Origin of the sequence: Klebsiella sp. GL120222-02 (assembly GCF_003097195.1) — a bacterium.
GTDB classification, from domain to species: domain Bacteria; phylum Pseudomonadota; class Gammaproteobacteria; order Enterobacterales; family Enterobacteriaceae; genus Klebsiella; species Klebsiella variicola.
In genome coordinates this window covers 730,378-745,077 of sequence record NZ_QEQO01000001.1, presented here as the reverse complement: position 1 = coordinate 745,077, position 14,700 = coordinate 730,378, and the positions used below count along the sequence as shown (strand labels likewise).

The window sequence follows — 14,700 nt, the reverse complement described above, 5'->3', positions numbered from 1 at the left end:
TTATCTCAGTTCATCCACTTCGTCAGTGGTCAGGTAGCGGATCTCACGGTTGCCGAGGGTAAATATCAGCCGCGCGGTCTCTTCCAGCTCTTCGGTATTGTTGGTGGCTTCGCGCAGCGATGAGCCGGTGACCACCGGACCGTGGTTGGCCAGTAAAAAGGCGTTATAGCGGGGCGCCAGACCGGCCAGCGCCTGGGCAATACGGTCATCGCCCGGCCGGTAGTAGGGAACCACCGGGACGTCGCCGACACGCATCACCACATAGGGGGTAAAGGGACGAATACAGTTGTGCGGATCGAGCCCCTGCAGGCAGGAGAGCGCGGTCAGATAGTGGCTGTGCAAGTGGACGATCGCCTTGCAGGCCGGGTTGTGCAAATAGACCGCCCGGTGAAAAGTGACCTCTTTCGACGGTTTGTCGCCGGAGATCCATTCACCTTGCAGCGTCACCACCGACAACCGCTGCGCCTGCAGTTCGCCGAGGCAGGAGCCGGTCGGCGTCGCCAGCAGATTGCCGTCCGGCAGCAGCAGCGACAGATTGCCGGCGGAGCCGGTGGCATAGCCGCGGCTAAACAACGAGGCGCCAATCTGCACCATTTCATCTCGCAGCTGTTGCTCAGTCATGACGAAACTCCTGCTGGGCACGGGCAAAGAAGTGGATATCGCCGAAGTTACCTGACTTCAGCGCCAGGGAGAGCGGCTGGCGGGTGTCACGCACCCAGGGCACGCCGGGGGAGATGGTCGGCCCAATATGGAACGCCTCGACCCCCAGCGTCTGCGCCACAATGCTCGATGTTTCCCCTCCGGCCACAATAAACCGGGTAAATCCTTTCGCCTTCAGGGCGGCGGCAAGGGCGGCAAACAGCTGTTCCACCCGTTCGCTGCTGGCCTTGTCGCCATACTGCGCCTGGATCCGCTGCAGCGTTTGCGGCTCGGTGGTGGCATAGATCATCGGCGCCAGCGGCGCATCGCGCTGCGCGTCCACCCAGTCAGTCAGCGTCCTGACGTAGCTCTCCAGATCGGTAAAACAGGCGCTTAAGTCGACGGCGCGGGCGGGGGCCTGTTCACGATAGGCCGCCACCTGGCTGTTGGTCATCACCGAGCAGGAGCCCGAGAGCACCACCGCCGGGCCGGCCAGCGGCATGCCCGCCTGAGCGCTTTCACCCCGGGCGCCATGGCGCTGTGCACAGTCGCGGGCGAGGCCGATGGCGAGACCGGAACCGCCGGAGACCAGCTTCATCTCTCGCAGCGCCACGCCCTGGGTGAGCAAATCCTGTTCACTGAGGGCGTCGAGCACCACATAGCGCACCGCCGGATCGCTGATTGTCGCCAGCGCGGTGGCGACCGCCTCCGGCCCCCGGGCGACAATCGGCCAGGCAATCAGCGCGGCTTTTCCGCGCCCCTGGCGCTCAATTAAGCGGCCCAGGTGCGCATCCTCCATCGGCGTCACCGGATGGTGGCGCATCCCGGACTCATTCAGCAGTTGCTCGCCGACAAACAGATACCCCTGATAGACCGTGCGGCCGTTCACCGGCAGCGCCGGGGAAATCACCGTCCGCGTCTCACCCAGCTCGGCCAGCAGGGCGTCCAGCACCGGGCCAATGTTGCCCTGCGCGGTGCTGTCGAACGTGGAACAGTACTTGAAGTAGAATTGCTGACAGCCCTGGGCCTGCAGCCAGCGCAGGGCGGCCAGCGACTGGCTGACGGCCATTTCCACCGCGCAGGAGCGGGTTTTCAGGCTGATGACCACCGCCTCGCTGGTCAGCGGAAGATCGCGGGTCGGCACGCCATTCAGTTGCACCGTCGGCATGCCGTTGCGCACGAGAAAGCTGGCGATATCCGTGGCGCCGGTGAAGTCATCGGCAATGACACCAAGCTGCATGTTATCTCTCCTCACTGTTTGTGGCCCGGCAGGGTGATGCCGTTGAAAATCTTGATCACCGCGCTGTCATCTTCCCGGCCGAATCCGGCATTGCTGGCGGAGGTGAACATATTTAGCGCGGTGGTGGCGAGCGGCAGCGGGAAGGTCAGCGCCCGGGCGGTGTCATTCACCAGACCGAGATCTTTGACAAAAATATCGACGGCGGATTTTGGCGAGTAATCGCCATCCAGGACGTGCTGCATGCGATTCTCAAACATCCAGGAATTACCCGCCGCGTGCGTCACCACGTCATACATCGTCTCCAGCGGGATCCCGGCGCGGGCGGCAAGCGCCATCGCTTCGGCGGCAACGGCGATATGCACCCCGGCCAGCAGCTGATGAATAATCTTTACCGTCGAGCCAAGGCCGATGTCGCTGCCGATGCGGTAGACTTTGCCGGCCACGGCGTCAAGTACCGGCGCGAGGCGGGCAAAGGCGGCATCGCTTCCGGAGGCCATCACCGTCATGTCGCCAGCGGCCGCTTTCACTGCGCCGCCCGATACCGGCGCGTCAAGCATCAATAGCTGGTATTCCGCCAGAGCCACGGCTATCGCCTGGGCATCGGCGGAGGCGATGGTGGACGACACCATCACGACGGTGCCGGGCTTCAGATGGGCGGCGAGGCCGGTTTCGCCGAACAGGATCCCCCGCACCTGGGCGGCATTGACCACCAGCAAGACGACCGCATCCAGGTCAGCGGCGAAAGGCACCGCGCTGGGGCCCGCGCCTTTGGCGCCCGCCGCCAGCAGTGCGCGACAGTTGTCGGGGTTGATGTCAACGCCCCAGGTGTTCAGGCCCGCCTGCAGGCAGGCGCGGGCGGCGCCCATGCCCATTGAACCCAGTCCAATCACGCAGACGTTAGTGTGTGCAGCCATGATGGTCTCCTTGTGAATATTCGTTAATTAATGTGATTTAATGATAGAATAAAGCGTTATCATGTGAATTTATGTGAGAGCTATCACGAATAACCCACATGAATATAAAAAATTCACAGGCGGAAAGAGGCTGCACAACGGCGATTCTTGCCCTAAAATAGCGTAAAAACAGCGGCAAAGCGCGATAACAACACAGGGTGTCGCCAGGTCCGCAGCCCGAGTGGTGACGCCTGGTGTGAAAAAATGGTAAGGGGAGAGCGGTGATTCCAATAGAACGACATCAGCGTATTTTAGCCCTGGTGGAGCAGCGTGGGGCGGTAAGCATTAATGAGCTGACGGAGATCCTCGGCGTGTCCCATATGACCATCCGTCGGGACGTCAGTAAACTGGAGGAACAGGGGCTGCTGGTCAGCGTCTCAGGCGGCGTGCGCGCCGTCAGCCGGCTGGCCACGGAACCCAGTCATCTGGTGAAAAGCACGCTGCAGAGCGAGGAGAAACAGGCGATTGGCGCGCTGGCGGCGAGTCACATCGCCAAAAACAGCTGTATCTATCTGGATGCCGGGACCACTACCCTGGCGCTGGCGCGGGCGATCCTCGACCGGGATGATCTGCAGGTGGTGACCAATGATTTTGAGATAACCCAACTGCTGATCGATGCCAGCCAGTGCGGCGTGATCCACACCGGCGGCACGCTGTGCCGGGAGAATCGCTCCTGCGTGGGCGAATCGGCGGCGCGAACGTTACGCCACCTGGCTATCGATACGGCCTTTATCTCCGCCAGCGGCTGGGACAGCCGCGGTATTTTCACCCCTGATGAGAACAAGGTTACCGTCAAGGAGACCGTCAGCCAGGTCAGCGCGAGAAGCATCCTGCTGTGCGACAGTTCGAAATACAATCAGGTGGCCACCTTTATGGCGTTACCCTTGACCCGGTTCACCACTATTATTACCGATCGGCATCTGTCCGATGCCGCCGCCAGTCATATCGCCCGGCACGCCTGCGAGGTGCTGCGGGCCGGCTAACGCACGGTACCGCCGGGTTAGCGTTGCCAGTGCTCGATCAGCGCTGCGCCGATCCCGGCGATATGTTGATTACGCTCGGCCATACTCGCCGGGGTATCCCGCAGATAGATCACCACAATGCGCTCCGGTTTGCCGTCCGGGCCGAGCAGGGCGACAATGCCGCGCGCACCCCGTTCGCCAGCCCCGGTTTTGTCGGCGATAAACCAGCCCGGCGGCAGCACGGCGCGGATCAGCGGGCCGGCAACCCGATCGTCCACCATCCACTGCAGGAGTTGCTGTTGCGAACGGGCGCTCAGATGCTGCGCGGTCAGTAGTTTGCGCAGCGTGGCGGCCATGCTGGCCGGGGTGGTGGTGTCGCGCGCGTCGCCGGGAAGCGCCTCATTCAGTGCCGTTTCCCAGCGGTCAAGACGGGTGACGTTGTCACCGATCTGGCGCAGAAAGGCAGTTAATCCCGCGGGGCCGCCGACGGTGGCCAGCAGCAGATTGCCAGCGCTGTTATCGCTCAGGGTGATGGCGGCGGCGCAGAGTTCGCCGATCGTCATCCCGTCGACAAGGTGTTTTTCGCTGACCGGGGAGTAGTCCACCAGATCCTGCTGGCGGTAGTGGATCCGCCGATCCAGTTGTTCGACCCCTGCATCCACCCGCGCCAGCACCGCGCCGCACAGCAGCACTTTAAAGGTGCTCACCATGGGAAAGCGTTCATCGGCGCGCCAGGCGGCCAGCGTGCGGCCGCTGGCCAGATCCATTTCCACCATCCCCACGCGGCCCGACAGCTGGCTTTCGCTTTGTTTAATCTGCTCAAGCGGCTGTGGACCGGCGTCTACCGCCAGTGGCAGGGTGGCTAACAGGGAGATAACACACAGGCGAACATAACGCATAACCGCAAGACTTCCTTGAGTGAGGGCCGATAAGGGCGAGCAAAGGGGCGACAAATAAGAATAACCCGGCGTTTTGCTGATTCACAATTCCTCTTTTTTCCTTCATCATTTGTCATCTTTTATTTCGAATAATCAATATTTAGCCCAGCCTCAGCACGCTATTTTTTGACTCAAGGCCGCGATGAACTATAAGAAAGTACGTAATGCCGCACTCAGGCTGGCGCCGTTTGTTGACGACAATGCCCGCCGGACTCCGCGGTTCGCCAATGATATACGCCATCCCGGGAGGAACTGGTGCACCCGATAATTAAGGTCATGCTGGTGGGAGGTAAGGCCGACGGGCTGTTGGTCAGCGTCGCCGATGACGCGACCGAGGTCTCGGTGACGCCTGCTCAGTACGGTGCCCCATCCGGGCAACCGCTGAGCTATCGTATTGTCAGTCAAACCATTGACGATGAACGCTATTATTTTGGCGTCTTCAGTGAAGCCCATCAGGATAGCGACAAGCTGACGCGGGTCGCCCTGACCCGTGGAATGAAAAAAATGTTCTGTTAAACCCTGCCCGAATGAGGGCGTGAGAGGGTATCCCTGGCGCCGCTCTGCTACTGTGGCAGCCTTCTATTTCCAGGGCAGGACCTATGATGATTCAGTACATCCGTATTCAAAACTTTCGCTCGGTCAGGGATATCGCGCTGGAGCTCGGGCCGCTGAACATTGTCTTCGGCCCCAACGGCTGCGGCAAATCCAATATTTATAACGCCATCCACCTGCTGACCGCCGCCGCTGACGGCAAGCTGTCGGGGTTTATCAGCGAAGAGGGCGGTCTGGAGAATATGATGTGGTCCGGGGAGCGTTCGCCCGTTGATCGTCATCCCCGGCGGTTGCAGATCGCCTGCCGGACCGACAGCTTCGATTATGAGCTGCAGATAGGTTTCCCGGAAAAATTGCCCTATCCGACGCAGTTCATGCTCGATCCCATCGTTAAAGAAGAGAATATCTGGCTGGCCGGCTACTCCCGCCGGCCTTCCTCCCGCGTACTGCAGCGTAAGAATCAGGCGGCGTTTCTCGTCGATGTGACGGGGGAGAAAAGTACGTTCACTGAGAGCATCTATGAAAACGAGTCGGTGTTCGGTCAGCTCGGCGAACCGCATCGTTTTCCCGAGGTGTCGCGAGTGCGGGAGACCCTGCGCCGCTGGCGGTTTTACCATGAGTTCGCCATCGGCCGCCATTCGCCGCTGCGTCAGCCGGCCGTGGGATACCGTTCGCCAGTGCTCGACAGCGATGGCCATAATCTGGCGGCCGCCTTTCAGACCATTGTCGAAATTGGCGCGGAAGAGATTTTGCACGAGATCCTCGCCGACGCCTTTCCTGGCTGCCAGTTTTACTGTGAAAACGAGCAGTCACGTTTCGCCCTGAAAATGCGTCGCGAGGGGATCCGCCGCCCGCTGCTGGCGGCGGAGATGTCTGACGGTACGCTGCGCTTTTTGTGCCTCGCCGTTGCGCTGCTCAGCCCGCGCCCGCCGGCCTTTCTGGCGATCAATGAACCGGAGAACAGCCTGCATCGCGACATGTTGCCCGCGCTGGCCCGGCTGATTATCGAGGCCTCGCGCTACAGCCAGATCTGGCTGACCAGCCACTCGGCAGAGCTGGCGGAGCTGATTGCCGCCGGGGCGCCTTGTCAGCGCTATGCCCTGGAGAATCGCGGCGGGGAGACGCGGATTGTCGAGTGAATCCCGTCGTCCCTGACGGGGGCGCCGGAGTCAGGCGGGGGTCTGCGTCCCCGCTGCAGGCAGCAGATTTTTCCCGCCCCGTAAGGTAAAGAACGAGAGCAGGGTGAAGCTCAGGGTGATACACCCGAGGATCAGATAAGCCTGATGGAAGCCGACGGTGTCGTACATCCGGCCGACCCAGGCGGAAAGCACCACCCCGGAAAGCTGTTTCGACAGGTTAAAGCCGATCAGAAACAGGGTGGCCGAGAGCCGCGGGTTAAAGGCGGAGGAGATATATTTAAAGGTCCCGACCAGCAGGAAGGGGATCTCAAACATATGCAGCATCTTGAGGATCACCACCTCCACCGCCGATGAGGCAAAAGACGACCCGAGAATACGCACCGACATGATCATCCCCGCGGTCAGCAGGGCGTTTTTGGCGCCGATGCGGTTAACGATGGCCGGGGCGCAGAACATAATTAGCGCGTTGAGCAGCTCGCCGCCGGTGGTAACAAAGCCAAACACTTCGGTCCCGCGCTGCGGGCTGGCGAAAAAGCTTTTGAAAAAGTTGGCGAACTGCTGGTCAAACACGTCATAGACGCTGGCGACGCCGATCACATAGACGATAAAGCCCCAGAAGCGCGGCATACGCAGCAGCTCTGCCGCCGTGCGCAGCGAAAAGGCCTGGCGATTGGCGCCCAGCGCCTCGATAACCTCGGCGCTGTTGCTGCTTTCCGGTCGCGACAACCAGAGCAGCAGACCGAGCACCAGCGCAAAACCGGAGGCGATCCAGAAGGTGATGTTGGGATCGATGCCGAACAGCACGCCGGTTATCGAGGCGCACAGCGCCCAGCCGACGCAGCCTGCGACCCGCACTTTGCCATATTCAAAGCGGTTGGCCCGGCTGACGCGCTCGATATAGGCTTCCACCGCCCCGGAGCCGCTGGAGAAAACAATCCCCAGATAGATCCCGCCCGCCAGCGCCCCGGCGATAATATTCATTTGCAGCAGCGGTGAAAAAACGAAAATAAAGAACGGAGCGAACAGAATTAACAGCACCGTAATAGTCCACAGCAGATGTTTGCGCAGGCCGAGCTTATCCGACATCAGGCCGAACACTGGCTGAAAAATAATGGCGAATAACGAAATAGACGAGAAAACGATCCCGGTTTCCGTTTTGGTTAAATGGTTAACGTCCGCCAGCCACACCGGAAAAAATGGAAAGTAGGCCGACATAATGAAATAGTAAAAGAAAAAGAACAGCAGGAAATAGACAAAATTATGCCGTTCTCGTGGCGCCAGTTCAGAGAATTTCATCACCATGATCCCTTGTTATTCTGTTTGTAGGGTGGGGGCTGTCGCCCCCACGGATTAAAGGCAACGCAATGAGACCTCGTACTGCCAGCGCGTTTGGCTCAGGAGCCACTGCGGTAGCACGCTGGGGGTCCAGGAGTCATCGCCTCCCACCCCCATATGCAGGCCGTCGAGGGTGATCCACACGCCGTCTTCGGCCTGCATCTTGTGCCAGTGGTCGGTCTCCATCAGCTGACGGGTGCTCCACGGCTGAACGGAGAAGTGGAAATGCCCGCTGATGTGCCAGCGTCCCCAGTCCAGCGCCTGGGTATCGCAGCGCAGGCCGTTTTCCGTCGGGAAGATGTAGGGCGTCGTCATCGCCGCCAGCGGCTGCTCCCAGCGGGCGAAGCAGGCGCTGCTCCGCCGGTCGGGGTAGTTCTCATGCGGCCCCAGCCCCAGCCAGCTCACCGGCGCCTGCTGATCCGCCACCTGGAAGTGCAGCCCGACCCGCGGCAGCGGCGGCAGGGTTTCTGCCCGTTCGCCGTCCACCGCCAGCCGCAGCGTACCGTCCGCGGTGAAGTGCATGCGCCAGTGGCTGACAATCACTACCTCTTCGCCGCGCAGATAGTGCCAGCGGCAGTCGACGAGGGTTTCATTTGCCAGGCGCTGCGCGTCGCACTGGACGCAGTGCGCCTCAAGATCGTACAGGCCGGCGCTTTTCCAGCGCTCCACCCAGGCGTTGGGGTCGATACGCTCTACTTCGCTGACCCCGATGTCGTTGTCGAGCGGCGCGCGAATAAACTGGTCACGCAGGGGGGTCAACAGCTGCTCCTGACCGCCAACCGACCAGCGGCTCAGCAGACCCGTCCGGCGATCGATGGTCCAGCATTGCGAACCGGCGCGGATCTGCCAGACCTCGTCGCTGACGATAAGATCCGGAGCGCCGGCAGGCACGGTGGGCGCCGGCAGCGCCAGCGGGGCGGGCAGGGGAAACTGTTGCCAGGCGACGCGGTGATCCGCTTCTGACCAGTCGGTCGCCCGGGGCTGGGTCACCTCCAGCGTCAGCCACACCGCGCGGGCGCCTTCAGGCAGGATCAGGCTGTCGAGCAGCGTTATCTCGTCGCTGCCCTCAGGGGGCAGCGCAAGGGTCAGGTTGCCGTGATACAGGGTTTCACCGGCCGACTGCACCTGCCAGCGCACCACTTCGTTATCGGTTGGACGGAACAGGTATTCGCTGGTGATGCGCACCCGCAGCGGCGAGGTCGACAGCAGCGTGAACTGAAAATATTGCTGGGCGTGCTTCGCCTCCACCAGCGACGGGTGTGGCGTGCGATCGGGAAACACCAGACCGTTCATACAGAACTGGCGATCGTTAGGCTTATCGCCAAAGTCGCCGCCATAGGCCCAGCCGACGCTGCCGTCGTCAAAGATTTTGCGGATCGCCTGATCGGCCCAGTCCCAGATAAACCCGCCCTGCAACCGCGGATACTCGCGGAAGGCCTGCCAGTAATCGGCGAAGTTGCCGAGGCTGTTGCCCATCGCGTGGGCATATTCGCAAAGGATCAGCGGCCGCTGCTCGCCAGGCAGGCTGATCCATTTTTTGATCCCCCATTTGGGTACCGCCGGGATCGGCTGGTCGCGTTCGACGCGGGCGTACATCGGACAGATAATATCGGTGGCGGTGGTATCCGCGCCGCCGCCCTCGTACTGCACCGGACGGCTCGGGTCGTTGCGTTTCAGCCAGTGGTACAGCGCTTCGTGGTTACCGCCGCCGCCCGACTCGTTGCCCAGCGACCAGATGATAATGCACGGATGGTTGCGGTTGCTCTGTACCATCCGGGTGACGCGGGCGCTGAAGGCTGGCAGCCACGCCGGATCGTCGGACAGCCGATTCATCGGCACCATCCCGTGGGTTTCAATATTAGCTTCATCGACCACGTACAGACCGTAGCGGTTGCAGAGTTCATACCAGCGCGGCGCGTTGGGGTAGTGCGAGCAGCGCACGGCGTTAAAGTTGTTCTGCTTCATCAACAGAATGTCCTGCACCATATCCGCCTCGGTGACCACCTGACCGCGCAAATGATGATGCTCATGGCGGTTAACGCCGCGGATCAGCAGCGGTTTGCCGTTGAGACGCAGCAGGCCATCGGCAATCTCGATGCGGCGAAAACCGATGTCCCATGCTTCGGCCTCCAGCAGTTCGTCGCCGCGCCACAGGGTGACCACGGCGCGATAACAGTTCGGGGTTTCCGCGCTCCAGTGCGCCGGCGCTGCCACCGCCAGGGAGAAATCGACCCGTTCCGCGTAGTGGCCGCGTTCATCCACCGCCGGGGTGCCTAATGGCTGCCGCCCGGCGGCGACCTGCTCCTCGCCACGCCACAGGCTAACCCCGATGCTGAGCCCGGCAAGGGCCGCCTCTGTCGCTTCGACGGTCGCCTGGACCTGCAGAGTGCCATCGCGGTAGAGGGCGTCGAGGGCTGGCGTCAACTGCACGTCGCATAGCCGTTGCTGCGGCTTATTCAGCAGCCACACCGAGCGGAAAATGCCGCTCATCCGCCACATATCCTGGTCTTCCAGCCAGCTGCCGGCGCTCCAGCGCATGACCATCACGCACAGGCGGTTGTCGCCCGGGCGCAGGAAGGGGCTGAGATCGAACGCTGCCGGCAGGCGACTGTCCTGCGAATAGCCGACCCAGACGCCATTGCACCACAGATGAAACGCCGAGTTGACGCCATCGAAAATAATCTGCGTTTGCCCGTTCTCGCGCCATGTGTCCTCAACCGTAAAGTGCAGGGAATAACAGCCGGTCGGGTTATCCTCCGGCACCCGCGGTGGCGTGGTATCGATGGGATAGCGGACGTTGGTGTAGATCGGCGCGTCATAGCCCTCCATCTGCCAGTTGGAAGGCACTGGCGTGCCGCGGCTGTCCGGCAGATCCTGCGTCAGCCACTGCGCATCGATGGCAAACGGGCTGCGGGCATAAACGAACTGCCACTCGCCGTCCAGCTGACGACGGCGTGTGGAGAGATGGTTATCCCGGGCGGCAAGCTCATCGCGCCAGCTGGCGAAAGCGGGATGCGCCGGCAGGCGGTTAAGGTGGGTAATGGTCTGGTTCTGCCAGTCTTCACGGGCGAGGACGGCGTCAAAGTTGGGCATGTTGCTGTGGCCGGTATCGCTAATTTGCATTTTAATCCCCGGTAAGTCAGAAAATGTCGTTCGCTAAACATGATGATTAACGTTATCGGGTAATTTGTTTTTTCCAGCAATCACGCTGGAAATGAAATGAACAGACGATCACGAAAGCGAGGGCAAAACGCTGTTTTTTGTCGCGAGTTAAACATAAAATGTTAGCGCACGACATTGTTATCGCTGAGGAGAAAAGATGCCGCGTCGTACCGCAACCCTTGAGGATGTCGCCCGCGCGGCGGGGGTCTCCCAACAGACGGTCTCCCGGGTGCTGAACCGTCCTGAGGTGGTGTCAGCCCGCACCCGGGAGCAGGTGATCCGCGCGATGCAGACGCTGCACTACGTGCCTAACCGCTCGGCGCAGCTGCTTGCCGGCAAGGCGGCGCCCTCCATCGGGTTAATTACCGCCTCGCTGACGCTGCATGCCCCCTCGCAGATCGCCGCCGCGATAAAAAGCCATGCCAGCCTGCATCAGCTGGAAGTGGCGATAGCGATGCCGGCGCAGGCCGATTTTGTCGCGCTGCAGGCGCGGCTGGATGAGCTACGCGCCCAGCATATTCGCGGGGTGATCGTCAGTCTGCCCCTGGAGAGCGCCACCGCCGAGCGGCTGGTGCAAGAGAACCCGGATATGGCCTGCCTGTTTCTTGACGTCTCCCCGGAGGCCGATGTCTGCTGCGTGCGCTTCGACCACCGCGACGGCTGCGGAGCCTGCGTACGCCACCTGTGGGAGCTGGGGCATCGCGAATTCGGCCTGCTGGCGGGGCCGGAAAGTTCGGTTTCCGCCCGTCTGCGCCTCGCCAGCTGGCGCGAGGCGCTGCACAGTCTGAATATCGCTCGCTCAACAACGGTGTTCGGCGACTGGAGCGCCGCCAGCGGCTGGCAAAAAACGTTCGAGCTGCTGCATCTGCAGCCGCGGATCAGCGCGATTGTGGTGGCGAACGATCAAATGGCGCTCGGCGTGCTCAGCGCGCTCGCCCAGCTTAATCGCAGCGGTAGCCGGGCGGTATCGGTGACCGGCTATGACGACACCGCCGACAGTCTCTACTTCCAGCCGCCGCTCACCACGGTGGCGCAGGACTTCGATCTGCTGGGCAAGCGGGCGGTGGAACGACTGATCGCCCTGATGGCGGCCCCGCAGCTGCGGATCCGCGAGCTGCTGCCGACCCGGCTTATTGTGCGCCAGTCGGCCTGGCCCGCCGCCGTCGCGGAGGATCAGCAGCAGACCCTCGCGCAGTTGAAAGCGCTGGTGGAAAAACTTTAGCGCAGGCCGTTGAGGCTTTATTGAGGTTGACTCTGTTAACCTCGTCATCAAACGTAGAGAGGTCAGGATTATCTGTCTGCGAAAAATGCAAAACACAATCTATCCATGCAAGCATTGATTTACCGCCAGTCATATGGCGGTTTTTTTTTGCCGTCGCCCGCCTCTACCGTTTTCTTCCGTTCGCCTTTCCGCCTGGCATATCCTGCCGCGGCATGCTAGATCTTGCTTCCAGGGCTCCATCCGGGAGACGACGGGAGGCAAGGGTATGATGGTGATAGAGGGTAAAGAGGCGATCGCGCGGGTGGACTGGCAGCGGGTGCGAACCATTATCGCCGAGGCCGGATTGAATGAGCGCGATGTTCAGCAACTTGAGCAGGCGTTCCGCCAGAGCACCTTCTGCTGGTTTGGCTATGAGAACGGCCAGTTGATTGCCGTGGCGCGAGCCATCAGCGATTGCACCTGGAGCAGCTATCTGGCGGATGTGGCGATCATCCCCGAACGTCAGGGGCAGGGTTACGGACAACAGTTGATGCTGGCCATCCGGGAGCAGTTGCTTCCCTTTGGCAAAATTTTTATCTATGCGGTCGCCGATAAAATTACGTTTTATCAGCGCTTTGGTTTTGCCATGCTGACCACCGGCATGGTCTGCGCCAGCGAGGAGGGCATGCAGAAAATGCAGGAGCAGGGCTATATCCGTCGGCCCTGAAAGCAGGCGCTCAGGAACGCCTGGCTTAAACGTGTAAACCAGGCGCAGGCTGTCAGAGGGGGCGTTCGAGCACGAAAAGATACGCTTCCCGCGACCAGAACAGGGCGGTGCGGCGGCGCTCCACCGACATGGTTTTCACTTCCCATCCTTCACGGGTATAGCTGCTGAGAAACTGGCTCATCTTGTCAGGGTCCGCCTTGGCTTCGCCAAAAAACAGGCTGCCCAGCAGCCCCTCTTTATAGATCACTACCCGACACTCTTTCTTCATCATCGACCCTCCTGGCGACCCGTTTACTGTGGCCGTCTATTGTCCGTTGCCGCGACGATTTTGCAATCGGAGAAGTAGCAAACTGTTTCCGGTACTGCAGCGGACTGAGCGCGAAGTGCTGGCGAAAATGGTGACGCAGGGTGCCGGCGCTGGCAAACCCGCAGCGCTCAGCGATCTGATCGATGGACATCGTGCTCTCCGTCAGGTGCTGGCGGGCGCGCAGCAGCCGCTCGTCCAGCAGCCAGCGGGCGGGTGTTTTACCGGTGGCCTCCTCAAAGCGGCGCAAAAAAGTGCGTGGTCCCATGCCGGCGCGCTGGGCGAGGGAAGCGACGGTATGGCTGGCGGCAAGATGCTGGTGCAGATAGTCAAACAGCTGCCCAAGGCGCTGGCTCTCCCGGCTGCGGGCTACCGGGCGCAGGACCTGCTGCGTCTGACCGCCGTCGCGATGGGGAGAGACCACCAGGCGGCGGGCGACGACGTTGGCGGCTTCGCTGCCGAAATCCTCGCGCACCAGATGCAGACAAAGGTCGATCCCCGCCGCGCTGCCGGCGGAAGTCATCAGCAAAGCATCGCCCACGTAGAGCACATCTTCCACCACCTGGATCTGCGGGAAACGCGACTGCAGCGCCGCGGTGTAGCGCCAGTGGGTCGTTGCCTGGCGGCCATTGAGCAGCCCGGCGGCGGCGAGAACGAACACCCCGGAACAGATGGAAATAATCCGGCATCCGCGGGCGTGGGCGGCAACGAGGGCGGCGCACAGCGCCTCGGGGACCGGGGCGTCGACACCGCGCCAGCCGGGGACCACAATCGTATCCGCCTGGGCGAGAAGTTCAGGCCCGCCGTCAGTCATCAGGCGGATGCCGCCGGTAGCGCACAGCGGCCCTTCATCGACGGCGGCGACGGCAAAGTGGTACCAGTTGTCACCCATTTCCGGGCGCGGCAGGCCGAAGATCTCCACGGCTACGCCAAACTCAAAGGTGCACAGGCCATCGTAGGCGAGGGCGACCACCTGATGACGTGACGGTGTCACAGAAGGGGTTGTCAGGATGTTAGCGTTTTCTGTCATGGTTGTCGGCAGATCAGGGTGATGGGCGTCAGTAAAGTAGTGTTATCACAGACAAGGAGAAGACGCCATGAGTGTAGTAACCCAATTTCCCCCTGCCGCTTCCGCTGAGGCTATCCGTTGGTTCCGCCATAAGCTGCATCTTGAGACCGACTGCGCCGATGTGCGCAGCGCCCAGCGTGCCGGCGAGGTCGACTTTGTCCTGCTGCACGTGGTCGGCAGCGAGGAAGCCTTCGCCAGACGTCACTTGCCAGGCGCGCAGCATCTCCCGCACAGCCAGATCACCGCCGAGCGAATGGCCGCCTGGCCGGCGGAGACCCTCTTTGTGGTCTACTGCGCCGGGCCGCACTGCAACGGTGCTGACGTTGCCGCGCTGAAGCTGGCTGAGCTTGGGCGGCCGGTGAAAATGATGCTCGGCGGACTCACCGGCTGGGAAGATGAGGGCTATGCGTTTGTTTCCGGTAAATGAAAATATTTCATGCACCATGAAATATTCTCGTTTGCGACCCACCACTCTGCAT

The 14,700-nt window shown here is 61.5% G+C and carries 14 protein-coding genes and 1 pseudogene; 6 read left to right on the top strand and 9 right to left on the bottom strand.

What is annotated here, in order from left to right; translation table 11 throughout:
- The 3 genes from N438_RS03725 to ltnD are packed head-to-tail and all read right to left on the bottom strand — an operon-like array spanning position 1 to position 2,793.
- Positions 1-621, bottom strand: coding sequence for an aldolase (locus tag N438_RS03725; protein WP_012541792.1), 621 nt, complete (start codon positions 619-621; stop codon positions 1-3).
- Positions 614-1,879 carry a 3-oxo-tetronate kinase gene (gene otnK / locus N438_RS03720; RefSeq protein WP_116696089.1) on the bottom strand — a complete coding sequence of 422 codons (1,266 nt, stop codon included), beginning with the start codon at positions 1,877-1,879 and terminating at the stop codon, positions 614-616. Before otnK ends, N438_RS03725 begins: the two co-directional genes overlap by 8 nt.
- Before the next feature lie 11 nt (positions 1,880-1,890).
- Positions 1,891-2,793: an L-threonate dehydrogenase gene (gene ltnD, locus N438_RS03715; RefSeq protein ID WP_008804983.1), complete on the bottom strand. Its 903-nt coding sequence runs from the start codon at positions 2,791-2,793 to the stop codon at positions 1,891-1,893.
- Positions 2,794-3,053: 260 nt separating this feature from the next.
- Between ltnD and N438_RS03710 the strand changes: the two genes are divergently transcribed.
- Positions 3,054-3,815 (top strand): DeoR/GlpR family DNA-binding transcription regulator, encoded by a 762-nt coding sequence (locus N438_RS03710; RefSeq protein WP_008804982.1) that lies wholly within the window; start codon positions 3,054-3,056, stop codon positions 3,813-3,815.
- A 17-nt stretch (positions 3,816-3,832) separates the two neighbouring features.
- Here the strand turns inward: N438_RS03710 and N438_RS03705 are convergent, their stop codons facing one another.
- The gene (locus N438_RS03705) at positions 3,833-4,693 is read right to left on the bottom strand and encodes a class A beta-lactamase LEN-2 (protein WP_023340103.1); all 861 of its coding nucleotides are present in this window, start codon (positions 4,691-4,693) and stop codon (positions 3,833-3,835) included.
- Positions 4,694-4,987: 294 nt separating this feature from the next.
- Here N438_RS03705 and N438_RS03700 point away from each other — a divergent pair, with 294 nt between their 5' ends.
- Together N438_RS03700 and N438_RS03695 are read left to right on the top strand one after the other, a co-directional pair.
- Positions 4,988-5,248 carry a hypothetical protein gene (locus N438_RS03700; RefSeq protein WP_008804980.1) on the top strand — a complete coding sequence of 87 codons (261 nt, stop codon included), beginning with the start codon at positions 4,988-4,990 and terminating at the stop codon, positions 5,246-5,248.
- 86 nt (positions 5,249-5,334) lie between these two features.
- The gene (locus N438_RS03695; RefSeq protein WP_023322574.1) at positions 5,335-6,423 is read left to right on the top strand and encodes an AAA family ATPase; all 1,089 of its coding nucleotides are present in this window, start codon (positions 5,335-5,337) and stop codon (positions 6,421-6,423) included.
- A gap of 30 nt (positions 6,424-6,453) precedes the next feature.
- Here N438_RS03695 and N438_RS03690 read toward each other — a convergent pair whose 3' ends face one another.
- Together N438_RS03690 and N438_RS03685 are read right to left on the bottom strand one after the other, a co-directional pair.
- Positions 6,454-7,719 (bottom strand): MFS transporter, encoded by a 1,266-nt coding sequence (locus N438_RS03690; RefSeq protein WP_008804978.1) that lies wholly within the window; start codon positions 7,717-7,719, stop codon positions 6,454-6,456.
- 54 nt (positions 7,720-7,773) lie between these two features.
- A complete protein-coding gene (locus N438_RS03685; protein WP_116696088.1) occupies positions 7,774-10,881 on the bottom strand; it encodes a beta-galactosidase in 3,108 nt (1,035 codons plus the stop codon).
- A gap of 196 nt (positions 10,882-11,077) precedes the next feature.
- Between N438_RS03685 and N438_RS03680 the strand changes: the two genes are divergently transcribed.
- On the top strand, positions 11,078-12,142 hold the full coding sequence (locus tag N438_RS03680) for a LacI family DNA-binding transcriptional regulator (RefSeq protein WP_012541786.1): 1,065 nt from the start codon (positions 11,078-11,080) through the stop codon (positions 12,140-12,142).
- Here the strand turns inward: N438_RS03680 and N438_RS29060 are convergent.
- A pseudogene (locus tag N438_RS29060) lies at positions 12,141-12,343 on the bottom strand (hypothetical protein); the annotation flags it as partial. The gene N438_RS03680 and the pseudogene N438_RS29060 sit on opposite strands and share 2 nt — an antisense overlap.
- A gap of 64 nt (positions 12,344-12,407) precedes the next feature.
- On the opposite strand from N438_RS29060, the gene N438_RS03670 reads away from it, so the two are divergent.
- On the top strand, positions 12,408-12,848 hold the full coding sequence (locus N438_RS03670) for a GNAT family N-acetyltransferase (protein ID WP_044613157.1): 441 nt from the start codon (positions 12,408-12,410) through the stop codon (positions 12,846-12,848).
- Between the two features lie 52 nt (positions 12,849-12,900).
- On the opposite strand, the gene N438_RS03665 is transcribed toward N438_RS03670, so the two are convergent.
- Both N438_RS03665 and ftrA read right to left on the bottom strand, forming a co-directional pair.
- Positions 12,901-13,116: a DUF4177 domain-containing protein gene (locus N438_RS03665; RefSeq protein WP_004205985.1), complete on the bottom strand. Its 216-nt coding sequence runs from the start codon at positions 13,114-13,116 to the stop codon at positions 12,901-12,903.
- Positions 13,085-14,182, bottom strand: coding sequence for a transcriptional regulator FtrA (ftrA, locus tag N438_RS03660; RefSeq protein WP_116696087.1), 1,098 nt, complete (start codon positions 14,180-14,182; stop codon positions 13,085-13,087). The genes N438_RS03665 and ftrA overlap by 32 nt, the downstream gene beginning before the upstream one ends.
- Positions 14,183-14,249: 67 nt before the next feature.
- Here ftrA and N438_RS03655 point away from each other — a divergent pair, with 67 nt between their 5' ends.
- Positions 14,250-14,648, top strand: a complete 399-nt coding sequence (locus N438_RS03655; protein ID WP_043875309.1) for a rhodanese-like domain-containing protein — start codon at positions 14,250-14,252, stop codon at positions 14,646-14,648.
- The last annotated feature ends 52 nt before the right edge of the window (positions 14,649-14,700 follow it).